This is a genomic window from Sphingomonas sp. FARSPH, from assembly GCF_003355005.1.
Classification (GTDB): Bacteria; Pseudomonadota; Alphaproteobacteria; order Sphingomonadales; family Sphingomonadaceae; genus Sphingomonas.
Genome location: NZ_CP029985.1, coordinates 1,718,852 through 1,737,612, shown reverse-complemented (window position 1 = coordinate 1,737,612; position 18,761 = coordinate 1,718,852). Strand labels below are relative to the sequence as shown.

General features: G+C 66.8%; 17 protein-coding genes. 7 read left to right on the top strand and 10 right to left on the bottom strand.

The window, feature by feature from the left end; translation table 11 throughout:
* Window positions 1-152: 152 nt before the first annotated feature.
* Window positions 153-2,732, top strand: coding sequence for an ATP-dependent chaperone ClpB (clpB, locus tag DM480_RS08475; protein ID WP_115378439.1), 2,580 nt, complete (start codon window positions 153-155; stop codon window positions 2,730-2,732).
* Window positions 2,733-2,785: 53 nt separating this feature from the next.
* On the opposite strand, the gene DM480_RS08470 is transcribed toward clpB, so the two are convergent.
* The 4 genes from DM480_RS08470 to xseA form a co-directional block, all read right to left on the bottom strand.
* On the bottom strand, window positions 2,786-5,944 hold the full coding sequence (locus DM480_RS08470) for a TonB-dependent receptor (RefSeq protein ID WP_115378438.1): 3,159 nt from the start codon (window positions 5,942-5,944) through the stop codon (window positions 2,786-2,788).
* A gap of 283 nt (window positions 5,945-6,227) precedes the next feature.
* Window positions 6,228-7,082: a M23 family metallopeptidase gene (locus DM480_RS08465; protein WP_115378437.1), complete on the bottom strand. Its 855-nt coding sequence runs from the start codon at window positions 7,080-7,082 to the stop codon at window positions 6,228-6,230.
* The gene (locus DM480_RS08460) at window positions 7,079-7,279 is read right to left on the bottom strand and encodes a DUF2093 domain-containing protein (RefSeq protein ID WP_115381035.1); all 201 of its coding nucleotides are present in this window, start codon (window positions 7,277-7,279) and stop codon (window positions 7,079-7,081) included. The genes DM480_RS08465 and DM480_RS08460 overlap by 4 nt, the downstream gene beginning before the upstream one ends.
* Window positions 7,280-7,292: 13 nt before the next feature.
* Window positions 7,293-8,702, bottom strand: coding sequence for an exodeoxyribonuclease VII large subunit (gene xseA / locus DM480_RS08455; protein ID WP_115378436.1), 1,410 nt, complete (start codon window positions 8,700-8,702; stop codon window positions 7,293-7,295).
* On the opposite strand from xseA, the gene purD reads away from it, so the two are divergent.
* From purD to map, 3 genes are all read left to right on the top strand, one after another.
* Complete coding sequence (gene purD / locus DM480_RS08450) at window positions 8,701-9,960, top strand: phosphoribosylamine--glycine ligase (RefSeq protein WP_115378435.1); 1,260 nt, start codon at window positions 8,701-8,703, stop codon at window positions 9,958-9,960. The genes xseA and purD overlap by 2 nt on opposite strands.
* A gap of 88 nt (window positions 9,961-10,048) precedes the next feature.
* The gene (locus tag DM480_RS08445; RefSeq protein ID WP_115378434.1) at window positions 10,049-10,738 is read left to right on the top strand and encodes a hypothetical protein; all 690 of its coding nucleotides are present in this window, start codon (window positions 10,049-10,051) and stop codon (window positions 10,736-10,738) included.
* A complete protein-coding gene (map, locus tag DM480_RS08440) occupies window positions 10,735-11,514 on the top strand; it encodes a type I methionyl aminopeptidase (RefSeq protein WP_269801923.1) in 780 nt (259 codons plus the stop codon). The genes DM480_RS08445 and map overlap by 4 nt, the downstream gene beginning before the upstream one ends.
* 110 nt (window positions 11,515-11,624) lie before the next feature.
* On the opposite strand, the gene DM480_RS08435 is transcribed toward map, so the two are convergent.
* Window positions 11,625-12,926 carry a hemolysin family protein gene (locus DM480_RS08435; protein ID WP_115378433.1) on the bottom strand — a complete coding sequence of 434 codons (1,302 nt, stop codon included), beginning with the start codon at window positions 12,924-12,926 and terminating at the stop codon, window positions 11,625-11,627.
* 156 nt (window positions 12,927-13,082) lie between these two features.
* On the opposite strand from DM480_RS08435, the gene DM480_RS08430 reads away from it, so the two are divergent.
* Window positions 13,083-13,757 (top strand): OmpA family protein, encoded by a 675-nt coding sequence (locus DM480_RS08430; protein ID WP_115381031.1) that lies wholly within the window; start codon window positions 13,083-13,085, stop codon window positions 13,755-13,757.
* A gap of 48 nt (window positions 13,758-13,805) precedes the next feature.
* On the opposite strand, the gene DM480_RS08425 is transcribed toward DM480_RS08430, so the two are convergent.
* The gene (locus DM480_RS08425; RefSeq protein WP_115381029.1) at window positions 13,806-14,234 is read right to left on the bottom strand and encodes a nucleoside deaminase; all 429 of its coding nucleotides are present in this window, start codon (window positions 14,232-14,234) and stop codon (window positions 13,806-13,808) included.
* A 78-nt stretch (window positions 14,235-14,312) separates the two neighbouring features.
* Window positions 14,313-14,522 carry a hypothetical protein gene (locus DM480_RS08420; protein WP_115378432.1) on the bottom strand — a complete coding sequence of 70 codons (210 nt, stop codon included), beginning with the start codon at window positions 14,520-14,522 and terminating at the stop codon, window positions 14,313-14,315.
* 181 nt (window positions 14,523-14,703) lie between these two features.
* Between DM480_RS08420 and rpmB the strand changes: the two genes are divergently transcribed.
* Window positions 14,704-15,003, top strand: a complete 300-nt coding sequence (gene rpmB, locus DM480_RS08415; RefSeq protein WP_115378431.1) for a 50S ribosomal protein L28 — start codon at window positions 14,704-14,706, stop codon at window positions 15,001-15,003.
* A gap of 69 nt (window positions 15,004-15,072) precedes the next feature.
* On the opposite strand, the gene DM480_RS08410 is transcribed toward rpmB, so the two are convergent.
* Window positions 15,073-16,098, bottom strand: a complete 1,026-nt coding sequence (locus DM480_RS08410; RefSeq protein ID WP_115378430.1) for an esterase-like activity of phytase family protein — start codon at window positions 16,096-16,098, stop codon at window positions 15,073-15,075.
* Window positions 16,099-16,265: 167 nt separating this feature from the next.
* Here DM480_RS08410 and DM480_RS08405 point away from each other — a divergent pair, with 167 nt between their 5' ends.
* Window positions 16,266-16,658 (top strand): glycine zipper 2TM domain-containing protein, encoded by a 393-nt coding sequence (locus tag DM480_RS08405; protein WP_115378429.1) that lies wholly within the window; start codon window positions 16,266-16,268, stop codon window positions 16,656-16,658.
* Window positions 16,659-16,894: 236 nt separating this feature from the next.
* Here the strand turns inward: DM480_RS08405 and phbB are convergent, their stop codons facing one another.
* Both phbB and hemH read right to left on the bottom strand, forming a co-directional pair.
* On the bottom strand, window positions 16,895-17,617 hold the full coding sequence (gene phbB, locus DM480_RS08400) for an acetoacetyl-CoA reductase (RefSeq protein ID WP_115378428.1): 723 nt from the start codon (window positions 17,615-17,617) through the stop codon (window positions 16,895-16,897).
* 105 nt (window positions 17,618-17,722) lie between these two features.
* Window positions 17,723-18,721 (bottom strand): ferrochelatase, encoded by a 999-nt coding sequence (gene hemH, locus DM480_RS08395; RefSeq protein ID WP_115378427.1) that lies wholly within the window; start codon window positions 18,719-18,721, stop codon window positions 17,723-17,725.
* Window positions 18,722-18,761: the final 40 nt, after the last annotated feature.

Genomic DNA, 18,761 nt, shown 5'->3' with positions numbered 1-18,761 from the left:
TAACGGCGTGAGGACGCCAGACAATAGGATAACATGACGCGATCGGGTGTTTCGCCTTGACGGTCGACGGGTTGCGACCCGATCATCAACATAACCCCTTGTGTTGCCCAAATGCAACACCATCTGACACCCAAAGGAAACAGGGACACCAGATGAACCTCGAAAAATTCACCGACCGGGCGAAGGGCTTTTTGCAGTCCGCGCAAACCGTCGCGATCCGCATGAACCATCAGCAGATCGCCCCCGAACATCTGCTGAAGGCATTGCTCGAGGACGAGCAGGGCATGGCCGCAGGCCTGATCCAGGCGGCAGGCGGAGACCCGCGCCGCGCCATCGCCGACACCGATCTTGCCTTGGCGAAAATCCCCGCCGTCTCGGGTTCGGGCGCGCAATCCTCGCCCGGACTGTCGAACGATGCTGTCCGCGTGCTCGATCAGGCGGAACAGATCGCGCAGAGGGCGGGCGACAGCTTCGTCACCGTCGAACGGTTGCTCGTCGCGCTGGCGCTGTCGCTCAACACCGCCGCGGGTAAGGCGCTACAGGCATCGGGCGCAACCGCGGAGGGGCTCAACGCCGCGATCAACCAGCTGCGTCAGGGGCGGACCGCCGACACCGCAGGCGCCGAAGACCGGTACGACGCGCTCAAGAAGTTCGCGCGCGACCTGACGCAGGCGGCGCGCGACGGCAAGCTCGACCCCGTGATCGGCCGCGACGAGGAGATCCGCCGCACGATCCAGGTGCTCGCGCGCCGCACCAAGAACAACCCCGTGTTGATCGGCGAACCCGGCGTCGGCAAGACCGCGATCGTCGAGGGCCTCGCGCTACGCATCGCCAACGGCGACGTGCCCGATGGCCTGAAGGACAAGACGTTGATGGCGCTCGACATGGGCGCGCTGATCGCGGGCGCGAAATATCGCGGCGAGTTCGAGGAGCGGCTGAAAGGCGTCATCGACGAGGTGAAGGCCGCCGAGGGCGACATCATCCTGTTCATCGACGAGATGCACACGCTGATCGGCGCGGGCAAATCCGAAGGCGCGATGGACGCGGGCAATCTGTTGAAACCCGCGCTCGCCCGTGGCGAACTGCACTGCGTCGGCGCGACCACACTCGACGAATATCGCAAGCATGTCGAGAAGGACCCCGCGCTCCAGCGGCGCTTCCAGCCCGTCTTCGTCGGCGAGCCGACCGTCGAGGATACGATCAGCATCCTGCGCGGGCTCAAGGACAAATATGAAATGCACCACGGCGTGCGCATCACCGACGGCGCCCTGGTGTCGGCGGCGACGCTGTCCAACCGCTACATCACCGACCGCTTCCTGCCCGACAAGGCGATCGACCTGATGGACGAGGCCGCGAGCCGAATACGGATGGAAGTCGAATCGAAACCGGAGGAGATCGAAAGCCTCGACCGTCGCATCCTGCGCCTCAAGATCGAGCGCGAGGGCCTTCGCCGCGAGACGGACGAGGCGTCGCAGGACCGGCTCGAGAAGATCGAGGGTGAACTCGCGAACCTCGAACAGCAATCCGCCGAGCTGACCACGCGCTGGCTTGCGGAGAAGGACAAGATCGCGGGCGAGGCGAAGCTCAAGGAACAGCTCGACGCCGCGCGGCTCGAACTGGACCAGGCGCAGCGTGGCGGCGACCTCGCCAAGGCGGGCGAGCTGTCCTACGGCCGCATCCCGGCGCTCGAGAAGCAGCTCGCGGAGGCGCAGGGCTCCACCAAGGGCGCGATGCTGCGCGAAGAGGTGACCGCCGACGATATCGCCGGGGTCGTCAGCCGCTGGACCGGCGTGCCCGTCGATCGGATGCTGGAGGGCGAGCGCGAGAAGCTGCTGCGGATGGAAGAAGTGCTTGGCGCGCGTGTCATCGGACAGAGCGAGGCGGTGCGCGCCGTGTCGACCGCGGTACGGCGCGCGCGCGCGGGGCTGCAGGATCCGAACCGGCCGCTGGGCAGCTTCCTGTTCCTGGGGCCGACGGGCGTCGGCAAGACCGAGCTGACCAAGGCGCTCGCCGAATTCCTGTTCGATGATGCATCCGCGATGGTGCGCATCGACATGAGCGAGTTCATGGAGAAGCACGCCGTCGCCCGCCTGATCGGCGCGCCCCCGGGCTATGTCGGTTACGAGGAAGGCGGCGTGCTGACCGAAGCGGTGCGACGCCGGCCGTATCAGGTCGTGCTGTTCGACGAGGTGGAGAAAGCGCACGGCGACGTGTTCAACGTGCTGCTCCAGGTGCTCGACGACGGCCGCCTGACCGACGGTCAGGGCCGCACGGTCGATTTCAGCAACACGATCATCATCCTGACCAGCAACCTTGGCAGCCAGTATCTCGCCAATCTCGAGGAAGGCCAGGCGGTCGACACCGTCGAGCCACAGGTGATGGAGATCGTCCGCGCGCATTTCCGGCCCGAGTTCCTCAATCGGCTGGACGAGGTGATCCTGTTCCATCGCCTGGGCCAGGCGCATATGGGGCCGATCGTCGACATCCAGGTCGCGCGCGTCGGCAAGCTGCTCGCCGACCGCAAGGTGACGCTCGACCTGACGGATGCGGCGCGGGCGTGGCTAGGCCGGGTCGGCTACGACCCCGTCTACGGCGCGCGGCCGCTCAAGCGCGCAGTGCAGCGGTATCTCCAGGATCCGCTGGCGGAGGCGATCCTGCGCGGCGAGGTGAAGGACGGGTCGATCGTGCATGTCGACGAGGGCGAGGGACGGTTAGTTTTGAATGTCAGCTAAAAAAAGGGGGCGAAGATACTTCGCCCCCTAAAAAAGACTACCTCAATTCGCCTTTAGAAGGCCATGTCGAAACCGAAACGGAACGACCTGGGCTGCTGGTAGACGGTCGGGGTGCCGTACAGCGGATCGGGAACATAGACACCGTTCAGACCCGGCGCCAATTGTGCGGTCTCATGCTGAACATAACGTTGCAAAACAGACTGAGAATTGAACACGTTGAACACATCTGCTCGCAGCACAAAACCTTTTCCAAAGCCCCACGCTTCCGGAAGCGTGAAACGAACCGAGGGATCGAACTGCACGAGCCAGTCAGAACGGTAGCCGGTACCGCGCGGAGACGGGCGGGTTGCCGTGTAGTTTCCGCTAGCAGGGTCAAGCGCGTAAGCACAATAATAGCTCGACGCGCCATAGCCTCCCGCGTTGGCATCGGTCGGATGGAAGCCTTCACAGGACCCCGGCAGCGGCGACTGCACTTGCAGGTTTCCGCCGATGAGCAGATTGTTGCCGATGTGAAGCGAACCGAACAGCTTCAAATTGAGCGCCCGATCGTTCGGAAGTCGTCCGTAGCTGTAATCGGTCAGGCCAAGATAATCGAAGTCCTGCGTCGAGCCTGCGTCCGTCTGAGCGCCATTACCGGCGTCGGACTTGACGGTACCCTCCGTATTACCACGCAGACGCGACCAGGTCAGAGACCCGCGCGCGAACCATTTGCCGTCATCGGCCCGCACGAATTCAAGCGTGACCGCATCATAAGTCCGACGTGGTTTGGGGAAGGCAAGGCCGGTCAGCGTCAGCGTCTTCGAACCATCCAGCCAATCCCGAACCTTCAAAGTCGAGCTTCCTGGATTCCAGATATAATAGGTCGAATTATTCGTGTAAAAGTCGCATTGTGCGGCCGTACCGGACGGCGTGGTGCCGTTACAGCCGAGTTGATTTGCGATGATGGGCGCAAAATCCGTGTCCTCGGAGACACGCGACAAAGCCCTGTGCGTGCCGGTGAGCGAAACCGCCAGCAGAGGCGTAACCTGATAGCGCGCCGCCAGGATGATCTCGTCCTCGTACGTAGCCTTGGTGCCTGGAGCAACCTTAGCATAAGCAGGATCCTGGACACCGCCACCAAGCACCAGACAGGTTGCGGCCCCGTTGACCGGATTACCGGGCGCCGAGGAAATATTAGCGGGGCACGCAGAGCCATAGCCAGAGCCGGTGCGGAACGTTTGGGCGGAGCCCAGCGCCAGGAGCGGCAGGCCTGTTACCGGATCCGTCCGGAACGTACCGGCAATCGCCTGATTTTGTGCGGCGGTGACGGCGCCTGGATAATTAAAGTATTCCGCGAAGTACAAATCTCGACCACGGAATCCAAGATTCATGGCGGGGGGAATGAAATAGCGTCCGTAGCTACCCGTAAACTTGAACGGCGAGTCGCCATTGGGCACATAGCTAAAGCCAACCCGCGGACCCCAATTTCCCTTGAAATTCAGGTATTGCTGACCAGACAGGTTCGATTGGCGGAATTCGTCGTCCCGGATACCGAGGTTTAGGGTGAGACCGGATACCGGCTCCCATGAATCTTGCAGATAATATGCGCGATCCTGGCCGGAAACTTGACCACCAAGCCGCTCGTAAAGCAGCTGCACCCCCGTATTGGTATACGTGTAGCGAATTGGCAGCGTACCATTCAGCTGGTTCAACTTTGTCTCGCTCAGGTTTTCGTTATCCAACCCGAACCGAACATGGTGCGTCCCAAGCAGGGAAAAGCGCAGATCGCCATCAACGCGGTAAAATTCGCGCCGCGTTTGGTCGATAGTATTTCCTTGATATGCCTGCGTCGAGGAAATGATTCTGGTCGAAGTTGTGCCAGTTGGAGAGGTCGAGGCACGCTGATCACGAACATAATAGGACGCCGTATCGGCGGGAACGATATCGTTATTGTCCTTACTGATTCCGTATGCGCCAGAAATCTGGAAGAAATCAGTTATGCCGCTTGTATAGCGACCGACCCAGTTGCTTCCGCCAATACGATTGATCTCGCCCGCTTTGAAGGCACCTATCGTCCCGCCAGTAAACTGCGCATTAGGCGTGAACGTATAGTCAGTTACGTAGGTTCGCGAGTTCGTATTGAAGTACGTGAATTCCAGATGCTGGGTCGATGTGAAATACACGTCGGCCTTGCCACCGTAGAATGGATCCGTGTTCTTCGTGCGTTCGTAGTTGCGCGCCGACGAATATGCGTTCTTCGTGATGACGCGATTATCAGTGAAAAGACCGTAGAGGAACACGTGATCCTTGATCAGCGCACCACCAGCCTCAACCGTCAACTGCGACGTGTCACTGCTTGACAGGGCACCGATAGACGAAGGATTCTTCGGATCACCGATGTTAGGCAGATGAGAGATCGTTCCCGCTGGCGTGAAATTGCCATGGATCGCCATGAATGGGGCATTGGTACCCGACTTCGTAGTGGCATTGACGATGCCGCCCGTCGCCCGTCCGAATTCCGCGGCGTAGCCGCCGGTTTGAACGTCGACCGTCTTGTAAAAATCAAACGGAACCTGCGCACCGCCAACGTACGTGTCAGGATTGGTGATATTCAATCCGTTGATGTAATACGCGTTTTCAGCGACTGAAGACCCGCTGATCGAGGCGACGTCGCCAAACCCTGCAACGCCACGCGTCGTTCCTGGGGCGAGCAAGGTCAGCGCCGTGACCGACCGCGGCAACGCAATCTGCGTTGCGATCGTCGGCACATCGATATTGATGCCGGTGGTGGTCTTGGTGAAATCTTGCCGGACCCGCTGCGCCTTTACGACGATGTCGTTCGCGACATCAACGCCAGCGACCGTAAGTGTGACACGGCTTTCCTGAGCAGCAGCTATGCTGATAACACCCGAAAAATCACGGTAGCCGCTAGCTGCGATCGTGACGTCGTATCCTCCCGGCGTCAGGCCGGCCGCGGAAAAAGAGCCATCACCGTTAGTGGTGAACGTGCGGGTTTGCCCCTGGCCTTGCGATCGCAGGGTAACCTGCGCGCCTGCTACGCTTTTCCCATCGGTGTCGACGACGGCCCCGCGAACAGCGCCAGTCGTATAATCCTGCGCGCTAGCTGGCGCCGCGGCGAAGTTTGCCCCTACGCCCGCCCCGACCAGAGCCAATGCCTGTAGAGCGGTGCCGCCGCGCAATACGCGACGCGCGAAATCAAGAGTATGGATCATGTGTTTCCCTCGCTTAGCCTAGCCGTCCGACCCGCTTCGCGCGGTGTCGATAGCCAGGCCTTACCAAGCCCCCAAAGACCGCCTGATCGGTCTCCACGAGACATGAAGGGAAACAAAGCAGACGTACTGTAGAACTGTAAAGTCGGCATCGGCGCGCATGTGTAGCTTTGGTGAACAATGTGCCAGAAAAGCCACACCGCGGGCCTATGCGCCCCTTTCCGCGATGCAAAATGTGCCTAATACGTAAGCACACGTAGCAAAAATGCTGCAAGCGCGAGCAGCGTTACCGACCCGGCATCGCGCCGGCGATGAGGAGCGGGTCGAGGCGTGCTTCGTCCCAGCGCATGCCCCAATGGAGGTGCGGCCCCGTTGCGCGGCCGGTGGCGCCGACGGCACCGATCACCTGGCCCTGGCGGACGTGGTCGCCGACCCTGACGTCTATGCGCGAGAGATGGAGGAAGGCGCTGTTGAGACCGAGGCCGTGGTCGATCATCAGCAGATTGCCCTCCAGCGTGAAGGGATGGTCGGCGGCGAGGATGACAACGCCGTCGGCGGGCGCGCGGACGAGCGTCCCGGTGGGGAGCGCGACGTCGACGCCGCCGTGATAGGCCCCCGCTTCGCCGCGATAGACGCGCTGCGCCCCGAACAGGCCGGAGATACGCCCCGTCGCAGGCCAGGCGAAGGACTGGCGCCAGCCATTCGCGTCGGTGCGCAGCGCGCGCGCGGCGGCGATCTGCGCGAGTTCGGGCGGACGCAGCCGGGCGAAGACGGGGTCGGGCGCGGGATAGCGCGGCAACGTGTCGAGCCGCTCGATCCGCCACGCGCGCGGCGCGACCGCGAGCCGCTGCGTCACCGCGCTGCCATCCGTGCGCGTCGCGACCAGCGTCGCGACCGGGGCGGCGTCCCGGTCGAAGCCGATGACGAAGGCGGTGCCGGCCAGCGGGACGGGCCGGCCATCGAGCGCGAGGCTGCGCGTTCCGGCGGGCACCGTGCCGCGGATCAGGCCGCCCTGGCTGAGCGTACCCGTCCAGCGAAAGCCGCCCGTCGCCGCGGGCACCCCGGCCGTCACATCGTCTTGCGCGGCGGTTCCCGCCGACACGAGCAGCATCGCCACACCGATCGCCGCGCGCAGGCTCATTGCGGGCGCAGCGCCTCGGCCGCCTGGTCGGCATTGGCGTAGGCTTCCTGGCGCGCGACGCTCCAGTAGCGCAGCATGTCGAGCGGGATACGCGCGCCCGTCACCGCGCAAGTGACGTGGTCGCCGGGGCTGAGCACGCGAAAGCCGTTGGCCATGTAATGCAGCCGGGCCGGACGATCGCTGTTCGATACGAGCATCATGGATATCCTGTCAAAGCAAGGTCGGCTGGTCGCCTCTGGCGACGGCCGGTGGTTTGGAACGCGCGCGCTCCGCCTTTGGGCGCGCGATCATGCCGTCGTCCGCCGCCACGATCGCGTCGACCGCGCCGTCCCGGAAACGCAGGGTCAGCGCCACCGCGGTGCGCGCAGACTCGGCGCTGACCAAAGTCTCGCCGGCGCGCGTGGTGATGCGCGCATAGCCACGGTCGAGCACCGTATCAGGGTTGAGCGACTGGGCGAGCCGCCACGTCGCCTCGAGACGGTGCCGCGCCGCCTCCCACTGGCGTTGCAGCACCGCGGGGCGGAGCGCGCCGCCGTTGCGGTCGAGCTGCCCGCGCGCCACCGCGATCCGCCGTTCGAGCGCGCGGTCGAGCCGCTGGCCCGCCTCGTCGGCACGCTGGCGCTGCGGCCCGAGCAGCGCGTCGCGCCTGGGCAGCAGCCGCGCGGTCGCGCTGAGCCGCTCGCGTCCGCGCTCGACGTAGCGGCTGGCGCAGCGCAGCGTGCGCGCCGCATGGCTCTGCACCGACAGGCGCAGGTCGGCGAGCACCGGCACCGCCAGTTCCGCCGCCGCGGTCGGCGTCGGGGCGCGCAGATCGGCGGCATAATCGCACAAGGTGGTGTCGGTCTCGTGGCCGACCGCCGAGATAATCGGGATCGTGCAGTCCGCGACCGCGCGCACCACCGCCTCTTCGTTGAACGCCCACAGATCCTCGATCGAGCCGCCGCCACGCGCGACGATGACGAGATCGGGGCGCGGCACTGGGCCTTCGGCGGGCAAGGCATCGAAGCCGCGGATCGCCGCCGCCACCTCGTCCGCTGCGCCTGCGCCCTGCACCTTCACGGGCCAGACGACGACGTGGCTGGGGCAACGATCCTCCAGCCGGTGAAGGATGTCGCGGATCACCGCACCGGTCGGCGAGGTGACGACGCCGATCGTGCCCGGCAGGAACGGCAGGCGTTGCTTGCGCGCGGGGTCGAACAGCCCCTCTGCGGCGAGGCCGGCCTTGAGCTTTTCGAACAGCGCCATCAGCGCGCCCGCGCCGGCGAGCTCCATCCGCTCGATGACGACCTGATATTTCGATCGGCCGGGATAGGTAGTGAGTTTGCCCGTCGCGATCACCTCGACGCCGTCCTGCGGCGCGAAGGCGAGGCCCGCCATCTGCCCCTTCCACATCACGCCGTCGATCACCGCCTGGTCGTCCTTGAGGCAGAGATAGGCGTGACCGGAGGCGGCGCGCTTGTAGCCGGAAATCTCGCCGCGCAGGCGGACATGGCCGAATTCGCCCTCCACCATCCGCTTCAGCTTGAAGCTGAGTTCGCCGACCGACAGCGCGAGCGCGTTGTCGCCGGGGCGCGGCTCGGCTAGCAGCCGCGGGTCATCATCGAGGAAGGGATCGGGCATGAACGTCCTGTTGGTCGGCTCCGGCGGACGCGAACACGCATTGGCGTGGAGGCTGGCGCAGTCGCCGACCCTCGATACGCTCTATGCGACGCCAGGCAACCCCGGGATCGCCGCGCACGCGACCTGCGCCGCGCTGGATGCGACGGATCATGCCGCCGTCGTCGCGTTCGTGCGCGATCATGCGATCGGCCTGGTGGTGATCGGGCCCGAGGCGCCGCTGGTCGACGGGCTGGGCGATGCGCTGCGCGCCGCCGGCATCGCGGTGTTCGGGCCGGACAAGGCCGCCGCGCAGCTGGAAGGGTCGAAGGGCTTCACCAAGGACCTGTGCCGCCGCGCGAACATCCCGACCGCCGGCTACGTCCGCGTGGGCAGCCGCGCAGAGGCGGAAGCCGCGCTGGCGACGACGTTCGGCTATCCCGTCGTCATCAAGGCGGACGGGCTCGCCGGAGGCAAGGGCGTGGTGATCGCCGCGAGCGAGGCGGAGGCGGCCGAGGCGTTCGACGCGATGTTCGCCGCCGGCGACGCGCCGGTCGTGCTGGAGGAATTCCTGACCGGCGAGGAGGCGAGCCTGTTCGTCCTGACCGACGGCACGAGCCTGATGCCGTTCGGCAGCGCGCAGGATCACAAGCGCGTCGGCGAGGGCGATACCGGCCCCAACACCGGCGGCATGGGCGCATACAGCCCCGCCCCCGTGCTGACGCCTGAACTGGAACGCCGCGCGATCGACGAGATCGTCGCGCCGACGGTGAAGGCAATGGCCGAAGATGGCATGCCGTTCAGCGGCGTCCTGTATGCCGGGCTGATGCTGACGCCGACGGGGCCGAAGCTGATCGAATATAACGCGCGGTTCGGCGATCCCGAATGCCAGGTGCTGATGCTGCGCTTCCGCGGCGACCTGGTGCAGTTGTTGCTCGCGGTGGCAGAAGGACGACTGGATACGGCCCCGCCGCCCGCCTTCGTCGCGGATGTGGCGATGACGGTGGTGCTCGCGGCGAGGGGCTATCCCGGCACGCCCATAGCAGGGGGCACGATCGACGGGATCGATGCGGCGGAGGCGACGGGCGCTGTCGTGTTCCAGGCGGGCACGCGATCCGACGGGGACCGGCTGGTCGCCGCGGGCGGGCGCGTGCTGGCGGTGACGGCGTCGGGCGCGGACATCGGCGCGGCGCGCGACGCCGCCTATCGCGGGGTCGATGCGATCCGCTTTCCCGATGGCTTCTGCCGCCGCGACATCGGCTGGCGGGAACTGGCGCGCTGACGGCACGTCTATGGCCCGACCCGCTTTTGCTTGCCTCTTTCCCGGACGACCCGTTTGCAGGCTGCGCGGCGGCAATTAGGATGAGACGATGAACGACAGCGCCACATCGGTCCCGGGCGAAAGCCTGCTGCCCAGCACCACCACGCTTTTCACCACCGCGCATCTGACGATCGTCGCGATCTTTGCGATCGTCGTCATCCTCGGCCTGATCTGGGGGGCGCGGCTGAAGCATAGGCGCAGACAGGCGGAGCGTGAGATCGAGGCGCGCAACGCCGAGGTGGCTGAGGCACCAGCGGCGACGCGCAAGGTCGGCGAGGACGTCCGCGAAGCCCCTGCCCCGACGCCCGTCCCGACGGCACCGGTCGCGCCGCCGGTGGCACCGCCGCCGCCGCCGCTGGCACCCGCCGCGCCCGATCCCGCGTCTGTCGCGACCGCGCCGATCGCGGACGAACCGATCGCCGCCGCCGCGCCGCTCGACGCCGCGCCGGCATCGGAGGCGGCGTCCATCCCCGATTCGGGTGCCGCACCGGATGATCCGGCGGACCGGCCGGTAAGCCAGCTGAAGGGCCTGGGCCCGAAGGTTGCGGCGCGGCTGGGCGAGCTCGGCATCACGCGCGTCGGCCAGCTCGCCGCGCTCGACGATGCCGCCGCCGCGCGGCTCGACGCGGATCTCGGCGCGTTCAGCGGGCGGATGGCGCGCGATCGCTGGATCGAACAGGCGCGGCTGCTCGCAGCGGGCGATATCAAGGGGTTCGAGGCGGTGTTCGGTCGGCTGTGACCGCCGGCACGATCAAGACGCCCGACGAAATCGCGCTGATGCGGGTGTCGGGCCGGCTGCTCGCCTCGGTATTCGAAATGCTCGATCGCCAATCACTGCTTGGCCTGTCGACGCTGGCAATCAACGACATGGTCGAACGGTTCATCACCATCGACCTTTCCGCGCGACCGGCGAGCAAGGGGCAATATGGCTTCGCCTATGTGCTCAACAGCTCGATCAACCATGTCGTCTGCCACGGCGTGCCGAGCGCCGACGATGTTCTGCGCGACGGCGATATCGTCAACCTCGACATCACGCTGGAGAAGAACGGCTATATCGCCGATTCAAGCAAGACCTACGCCGTCGGCAACGTCGCGCCCGCCGCGCGGCGGCTGCTCGACGTGACGCAGGCGGCGATGTGGAGGGGCATTCGCGCGGTGCGCCCGGGCGCGCGGCTGGGCGACATCGGCTTTGCGATCGAACGCCATGCTAAGGCCAACGGTTATTCGGTGGTGCGCGACTATGGCGGCCACGGCATCGGCCGCGAGATGCACGAGGAGCCGACCGTGCTGCATTTCGGCCGGGCGGGCACCGGCGAGGTGCTGCGCGCAGGCATGACCTTTACGATCGAACCGATGCTCAACCAGGGCCGGCGCGGCGTGTCGACCGAGGACGACGGCTGGACGGTGGTGACCGACGACGGGAAACTCTCTGCGCAGTTCGAGCATACCGTGGCGGTGACCGCGACGGGTGTCGAGGTGCTGACGCTGCGCGAAGGCGAGGTGGCGGGGCGGTAGGGAGCACGCGCCGGGCCGGGCTCCCGGGACCGGTCCGCCTTAACCTATCACGCGTGTCGAAAGATCAGTTCCTCCGTCACTCCGGAACACATCCGCGGTAACGGTTGCGCCTAGGCCTCGCTGACCAGCAATTTGTCGATGCGGCGGCCGTCGAGGTCGACGACCTCGAACCGCCAGCCCTGTTCCTCGAAGCTTTCGCCCTCGCCGGGCAAATGGCGGAAGGCGGCGAGCGCGAGGCCGGCGACGGTGGCGTAGTCGCGATCCTCGGGCAGGTCGATGCCCAGCCGCTCGGCCAGCGCATCGGCCGCCATCGTGCCCGCGACGAGCAGCGACCCGTCGTCGCGCACCACGACGGATGGCGCGTCGTCGGGATCGGCATCGGACGCGAATTCGCCCGCGATCGCGGCGAGCAGATCCGACGGCGTCACGATCCCTTCGAAATGGCCGTATTCGTCGTGGATCAGCGCCATCGGCACCTCGGCACGGCGCAGTTCGATCAGCGCGTCCATCGCGTCGATCCGGTCGATGACGACGGGCGCCTTGCGCATCAGTTGCGCCAGGTCGAGCGGTGCGCCGCGGAACAGCGCGCCGGCGATGTCGCGCGCCTGGACGACGCCGACGACCGCGTCGATCGATCCTTCCGCGACGGGGATGCGGCTGTGCGGCGAGGCGAGCAGCGCGTCGCGCACCTCGTCGGCGCTGGCGCGCACGTCGAGCCAGTCGACCTCGGTGCGCGGCGTCATCACCTCGCGCACCGGGCGGTCGGCGAGGCGGACGACGCCGGAGATGATCGTGCGCTCATGCTCTTCGATCACGCCCGACTTGCTCGCCTCCGCGACGATCAGGTGCAGCTCCTCCGCCGTCACCTGATCCTCCGATTCGCGGTTGAGGCCGATCAGGCGAAAGACGAGCGCGCTCGACGAATCGAGTAGCCAGACGAGCGGCGCGCAGCCGATCGCGATCCAGCGCATCGGCACCGCGACCAGCGCGGCAACGACCTCTGGCTTGCGCAGCGCGAACTGCTTGGGGACGAGTTCGCCGACGATCAGCGAGGCGTAGGTGGTGAGGCCGATGACGATCGCGAAGCCCAAAGTTTCCGCGCTATGCTGCGACAGGCCGAGCGCCTGGAGCCGCGCCGCGGTCGGTCCGCCGAGGCTGGAGCCGGAATAGGCGCCGGCGAGGATGCCGATCAGCGTGATGCCGATCTGCACCGTCGACAGGAACTTGCCGGGGTCGGCGGCGAGCGCCATCGCGGTCGTCGCGCCCTTGCGCCCGGTGCGGGCCATCGCCTCCAGCCGCGCGCGGCGCGACGAGACGAGCGCGAGTTCGCTCATCGCGAAGACGCCGTTCAACGCGACGAGCGCGAGGATGATGAGGACGTCGATCCAGGGGAAGGGCGGAAGGGGAGCCATCGGCGTTGCCTCTCTTTGCCCGACAAACGCGGACACGACAACCGGTTCGATGATCGCGGTGGCGAAGGCCGCGCGATCATCGCGCGTTCAGACCGGACACGGAACAAGCCGCTTCGGACCTGTGTTTAACGCCGCATCCAATCGGAAAGGGACATGATGAAGAGCAAGCTGTTCGCCGCTGCCGCGCTGACCGCGCTGGTCACCACCACCGCCTGCACCACCGACCCGGAGACGGGCCAGCGACGGCTGTCGTCGACCGCGATCGGCGGCATCGGCGGCGCGCTGGGCGGCTATGTGCTGGGCGACCTCGTCGGCGGACGCAACGACCGCACTGCCAAGATCCTGGGCGCTGGCATCGGCGGCCTCGCCGGCGCGGGCATCGGCGCCTACATGGACAAGCAGGAGCGCGACCTGCGCGCCCGCACGCAGGGCACCGACGTGCAAGTGGTGCGCGAGGGCGACAACCTGCTGCTCAACATCCCGTCGGGCATCACCTTCGCCTACAACAGCGCGACGGTGCAGCCGCAGTTCCAGCGCACGCTCGATCAGGTCGCCGATACGCTGGCGCAGTACAATCAGACGTATATCGACGTGTACGGCTTCACCGATTCGACCGGGTCGGACGCGTACAACCAGCAGTTGTCGGAGCGCCGCGCGACCGCGGTCGCCGATTACCTCGCCAGCCGCGGCGTGCAGCCCGCCCGCATCGGCACGCGCGGCTTCGGGGAGAGCAACCCGATCGCGTCGAACGAGACCGAAGCCGGCCGCGCCGCGAATCGCCGCGTCGAGATCAAGATCGTGCCGATCAACCAGAGCGATCTGCAGCGCTGATGGGGGATAGACGCCGCCCCGGCCGACGCGCCGGGGCGGCGCTTCGCCTCAGCGGCGCGCCGCGAAGAAATCGCGCAACAACGCTGCCGCCTCGCCCTCGCCAATCCCAGCGTAAACCTCGGGCCGGTGATGGCAGGTCGGGTGCGCGAACACACGGGCGCCGTGCTCCACCGCCCCGCCCTTCGCGTCCGATGCCGCATAATAGAGCCGCCCGATCCGAGCATGCGCGATCGCGCCTGCACACATGGCGCACGGTTCCAGCGTCACCCACAATTCGGCCTCTTCCAACCGCTCGCGTTGAAGCAGTGCGGCAGCCGCACGGATGACGCGGATTTCGGCGTGCGCGGTCGGGTCGTGCAGCGCACGCGGGGCATTCGCCGCGGCCGCGATCACCTCTCCCCGCCAGACGAGCGCGGCGCCGACCGGCACCTCGCCCGCCGCGGCGGCATCACGCGCGGCGTCGAGCGCACGGCGCATCGGGGGCGGCAGCGGGAACATGCCTCCCCGTCTGCCGCCGCATGCCGTCGGGGTAAAGCCCCCGCCGACCGGCCCGATTTACTGCGTGTTCGCGGGCTTTTCGACGTTGACGGTCGGCACCGCGACGGTCTTGTTCTCGGTGCCGACGCTGACGCGCGCGACATCCGCCTTGAACGCGGGCGCCTGAACCAGCGCGGGCCGGGTCTGGTCGATGTTGATGAAGCCGAAATACATCAGCGCGACGGCAATCAGCGCGACGATTCCGATGAGCACGAGCAACGTTCGCATGGCGGCACCCCTTCCCTGAAATGATTCACCGGCGTAACAACGACGCCGCCGTGCCGGGGTTGCATCATGCCGTCCGCGACGCTTTCCGGGGCATGGCACGGTTGACGGATCGCCCGTCACCGGTTACTGGCGCCCACTTTCCGGGCAACCGGAACCCAAGGCGAAATTCAGGATCAAAGCGATGTCGCGCATTTGCGAGCTGACCGGCAAGGGCCGGCAGGTGGGTAACAACGTTTCCCACGCCAACAACAAGACCAAGCGGACCTTCCTGCCCAACCTGCAGAACGTCACGCTGATCTCCGACGCGCTCGAGAAGAGCGTGCGTCTGCGCGTGTCGACACACGGTCTGCGTTCGGTCGAGCATAACGGCGGCCTCGACAACTGGCTGGTCAAGACCAGCGACGAGAAGCTGTCGCTGCGTTGCCGCCGCCTGAAGCGCGACATCGTCAAGAAGCTGTCGACCGCCGCACAGGCGGCGTAAGCCTTTCTTCTCCGACGGATTCATCGGCCCGCCGCTCCACCCCGGAGCGGCGGGCCATTGGCGTGCGCGCTATCGGCGGGCAGCCGTATCGATCCGAAACTTGAGCAGCAACGTGCGCTGCAACAGCGACTGGTTGTCGTCCGACACGATCCACAGCATCGTCGCCCTGCCCTCGCGCGTCACGGCGATCCCTTCGAAATTGTCGTGAATCAGCGGCGCGTCGAGATAGGCGAGCGTGACGCCGCGCGCCATGCCGCCCGGCCGAATCGCCGATGCGGGAACCCGCGCGATGCGGTTGTGGAATCGATAGGGTAGTCGGAAATCGCGCTCCAGCACGACCAGGTCGCCGTTCGGCAGTGCGGCGGCATCGGCGGGATCGAATCGCCCCTCCGGCTCATAGGCGAAGGCCTCGGGCGCGCCGCCCGCGATCGGATCGCCCGCGAAGATCAGGGCGTCGCGCGTCTTCAGCCGCGCCGCCCGCGTACCCGGCCAGCGTGACGCGGGAACATGACCCGTCTCGCTGATCGTCACGAACCGTCCATCGGGCAGGCGTGCCAGCGATTCGGGGCCGCCGTTGACCGGCCAGTCGCGCATCGCCCGTGGTTCGACATGCCCCTCGACCCGCGCGAACCCGGGGGCGTAGCGCCAGATCGCATTGTAATTCTCATACCCGACCCAGCTTTGCCCCGTGGCGGGATCACGCACCATCGATTCGGTGTCGCGGTCGCGCTTGTCCCAGCCGATGCCGGGGCCGGCGGGCAGGTTGCGGAAGCCGATCGCGCGCGGGTGCCAGTCCGCGCCCATGCGGAACGTGACGACGTTGCCGCCGTCGCTGAGCAAGGTGAAATCCTCACCATCGACCGCGAGCGAGGAATAGCCGCCGAACGCCGGGTCTAGGCTGCGCAGGCCGACCCCACCCATGTAGGTGAGCGCGCCCAGTCGCAAGCGCGCAGGGTCATGCGGATCGAGCGCGACGCGCGTCGCGATCATCTGCGGATGGTCGCCAAGCAAGGCGAGGCGCGTCTCGCCCGTCCAGCCGGGTACCACCGCCAGCACCGCAAGAACGACCAACAGGATGCTGACAACCACGCGCATGGCCGCCCCTCATAGGGAGCGCGTCCGCGCCGGGAAGCCTGAACGATGGATAACATGCGCATTCAGGGTCGGCTCAACGCGAATCGCGCAAAAGCCCTTCATCGACGACGGAAACGAGATGGCCGACCGGCCTTCCACCGTCGCCACGGAATAACGGGAGAAGACCCATGCTGAAGACCCTGAGCCTCGCCGCTGCCGCGCTGACCATGACCGCGGGCGCCATCGTGCCGACCGCCCCCGCCGCGGCACAGCGTTATTACGGCAACGGCTATTACGATCGCGGCGGCTACGATTATGGCCGCGGCGGCTACGATTATGGCCGCGGCTATAACGACGGCCGCGTCTATCGGGGCGACCGCGGTTACTACCGCGACCGTGCGCCGCGCCGCTGCAACAGCGGCACCACCGGCACGATCGTCGGTGCGATCGCCGGCGGCCTGCTCGGCCGCACGATCGACACGCGCGGCGATCGCACGCTGGGCACCGTGCTCGGTGCCGGCGCGGGCGCGCTCGCCGGCCGCGCGGTGGAGCGGTCGGATCGTCCGGGTTACTGCCGCTAACGCCCGGTCGGGCGCATACCCTCACGGTTTCCCGCGTGGCGTATCGGGGTGGAAGGGGTCGGCTCGCGAGAGCCGGCCCTTTTTGCGTGCAGGGGACGGCTCGGCGGCAGCGCGGCGACGGCGAAGCCGCCGCCGTGACGTCGGACGGGATCGGTCTTTGCCGATCCCGCCGGCCGTGCCGGGCGCTGCGCCGCTGTGACCGGCGCATCGGCCCGCGGCACGCGGGCCCGCGCCCGTCAGTACATATGCTGGCCGCCGTTGATGCTCAGGGTCGATCCAGTGACGAAGCCCGCCTCGTCCGAACAGAGGAAGGCGACGCCGCGCGCGATCTCGCTCGCCTGGCCCAGACGACCGACGGGAATCTTGGCGACGATCTTTTCCAGCACGTCGCCCGGCACGGCGGCGACCATGTCGGTGTCGATATAGCCCGGCGCGATCGCGTTGACGGTGACGCCGAACCGCGCGCCTTCCTGTGCCAGCGCCTTGGTGAAGCCGTGGATACCCGACTTGGCAGCGGCATAGTTGACCTGGCCATACTGGCCCGCCTGGCCGTTGATCGATCCGATGTTGACGATCCGCCCCCATTTGCGCTCGCGCATGCCGGGGAACACCGCCTTGGCCATGTTGAAACATCCGCCCAGGTTGGTGTCGATCACCTCTTTCCAGGCCTGATAGTCCATCTTCAGGATGGTGCCGTCGCGGGTGATGCCGGCGTTGTTGACGACGATGTCGATCGGGCCGACCTCCGCCGCGACGCGCGCGCAGCCATCCTGGCACGCGTCATAGTCGGCGACGTCCCACTTGCGCGCGGCGATGCCGGTGCGCGCGGTGAAGGCCTGCGCACGTTCGTCGTTACCGGCGTAATTGGCGACGACGGTGACCCCCGCCTCTTTCAACGCGAGGCTGATCGCCTCGCCGATGCCGCGCGTACCGCCCGTGACGATCGCAACCCGTGCCATAAAGCGCCTCTCCCATAGTTATTAGGTTCGGGCCGGACGCTACGGCTCCCGCGGAAAAGCCGCAATGGGCGAAGCGTGACGTTTCGTGTTCGGAGTGGTGCGATGTCAGGCCCAGCCCATCAACTCACGCGCGATCAGCGCCTGCAGCATCGCAAGGCCGACCGCGCTGTCGTTGAGGCACGACAGATAGGCGAAATGGGTGCCGCCCGCGCCTTCGAAGCTCTCTCGGCCGCGGATCGCCAGTTCCTCCAGCGTCTCGATACAATCCGCGGAGAATCCGGGCGCGACCACCGCGACCTTGCGGATGCCGCGGCCGGGCATCGCCTCCAGCACCCTATCCGTCGCAGGGCCCAGCCATTTGGCGCGGCCGAAGCGCGACTGGAAGGCGATCGTGACATCGCGCCCCATCGCCTCGCCCAGCAGCCGCGCCGTCTTCTGGCAATGGCAGTGGTAGGGGTCGCCCAGCTCCAGGGTCCGCTGCGGCATGCCGTGGAAGCTGACGAGCAGCGCATCGGGTGCGAAGTCCAGTGCCTCCAACTGGGTCTCCACCGACGCCTTCAGCGCGTCGATATAGGCGGGATCGTCGTGATAGGGCGGCAGGGTGCGGATCGCCGGTTGCCAGCGCATCGCGGCGAGCGCGGCGAACGCCTTGTCGTTGGCGGTCGCGGTCGTCGCCGCGCAATATTGCGGGTAGAGCGGCGCGATCAGGATGCGCTCGCACCCTTGCGCCTTCATCGCCGCCAGCCGGTCGCCGATCGCGGGATTGCCATAGCGCATCGCCCAGTCGACGACGACGTTCGGCCCGAACGCATCGGCGAGCTTCGTCGCCTGCGCGCGCGTGATCGCGGCCAGCGGCGAACCGTCATCGCGCCAGACGAGGCCATAGGCATGCGCGCTCTTCTTCGGGCGCGTCGTCAGCACCGCGCCGCGCAGAATGGGTTGCCACACGATCTGCGGAATTTCGACGACGCGCTTGTCCGACAGGAATTCGGCGAGATAGCGTCTGACCGACGCCGGGTCCGGCGCATCGGGCGTGCCGAGGTTGACGAGGAGGACGCCGACCTTGCGCGGCGGGATGGCGGGATGGTCGGCGGGCGGTGTCATGGTCCGTGCCTCTATACGCGCCGGTCGCGGCGATGATCCA

Excerpts from the sequence above, each read along its gene's own strand:
- phbB (WP_115378428.1), bottom strand. The coding sequence starts at position 17,617 with ATGGCACGGGTTGCGATCGTCACGGGCGGTACGCGCGGCATCGGCGAG.
- DM480_RS08470 (WP_115378438.1), bottom strand. The coding sequence starts at position 5,944 with ATGATCCATACTCTTGATTTCGCGCGTCGCGTATTGCGCGGCGGCACC.
- DM480_RS08425 (WP_115381029.1), bottom strand. The coding sequence starts at position 14,234 with ATGCGCCGTGCGCTCGACGCCGCGCGTGATGCCGCCGCGGCGGGCGAG.
- DM480_RS08460 (WP_115381035.1), bottom strand. The coding sequence starts at position 7,279 with ATGCTCGTATCGAACAGCGATCGTCCGGCCCGGCTGCATTACATGGCC.
- DM480_RS08420 (WP_115378432.1), bottom strand. The coding sequence starts at position 14,522 with ATGCGAACGTTGCTCGTGCTCATCGGAATCGTCGCGCTGATTGCCGTC.
- rpmB (WP_115378431.1), top strand. The coding sequence starts at position 14,704 with ATGTCGCGCATTTGCGAGCTGACCGGCAAGGGCCGGCAGGTGGGTAAC.
- DM480_RS08430 (WP_115381031.1), top strand. The coding sequence starts at position 13,083 with ATGAAGAGCAAGCTGTTCGCCGCTGCCGCGCTGACCGCGCTGGTCACC.
- clpB (WP_115378439.1), top strand. The coding sequence starts at position 153 with ATGAACCTCGAAAAATTCACCGACCGGGCGAAGGGCTTTTTGCAGTCC.
- DM480_RS08435 (WP_115378433.1), bottom strand. The coding sequence starts at position 12,926 with ATGGCTCCCCTTCCGCCCTTCCCCTGGATCGACGTCCTCATCATCCTC.
- DM480_RS08445 (WP_115378434.1), top strand. The coding sequence starts at position 10,049 with ATGAACGACAGCGCCACATCGGTCCCGGGCGAAAGCCTGCTGCCCAGC.
- DM480_RS08405 (WP_115378429.1), top strand. The coding sequence starts at position 16,266 with ATGCTGAAGACCCTGAGCCTCGCCGCTGCCGCGCTGACCATGACCGCG.
- purD (WP_115378435.1), top strand. The coding sequence starts at position 8,701 with ATGAACGTCCTGTTGGTCGGCTCCGGCGGACGCGAACACGCATTGGCG.
- DM480_RS08465 (WP_115378437.1), bottom strand. The coding sequence starts at position 7,082 with ATGAGCCTGCGCGCGGCGATCGGTGTGGCGATGCTGCTCGTGTCGGCG.
- hemH (WP_115378427.1), bottom strand. The coding sequence starts at position 18,721 with ATGACACCGCCCGCCGACCATCCCGCCATCCCGCCGCGCAAGGTCGGC.
- xseA (WP_115378436.1), bottom strand. The coding sequence starts at position 8,702 with ATGCCCGATCCCTTCCTCGATGATGACCCGCGGCTGCTAGCCGAGCCG.
- DM480_RS08410 (WP_115378430.1), bottom strand. The coding sequence starts at position 16,098 with ATGCGCGTGGTTGTCAGCATCCTGTTGGTCGTTCTTGCGGTGCTGGCG.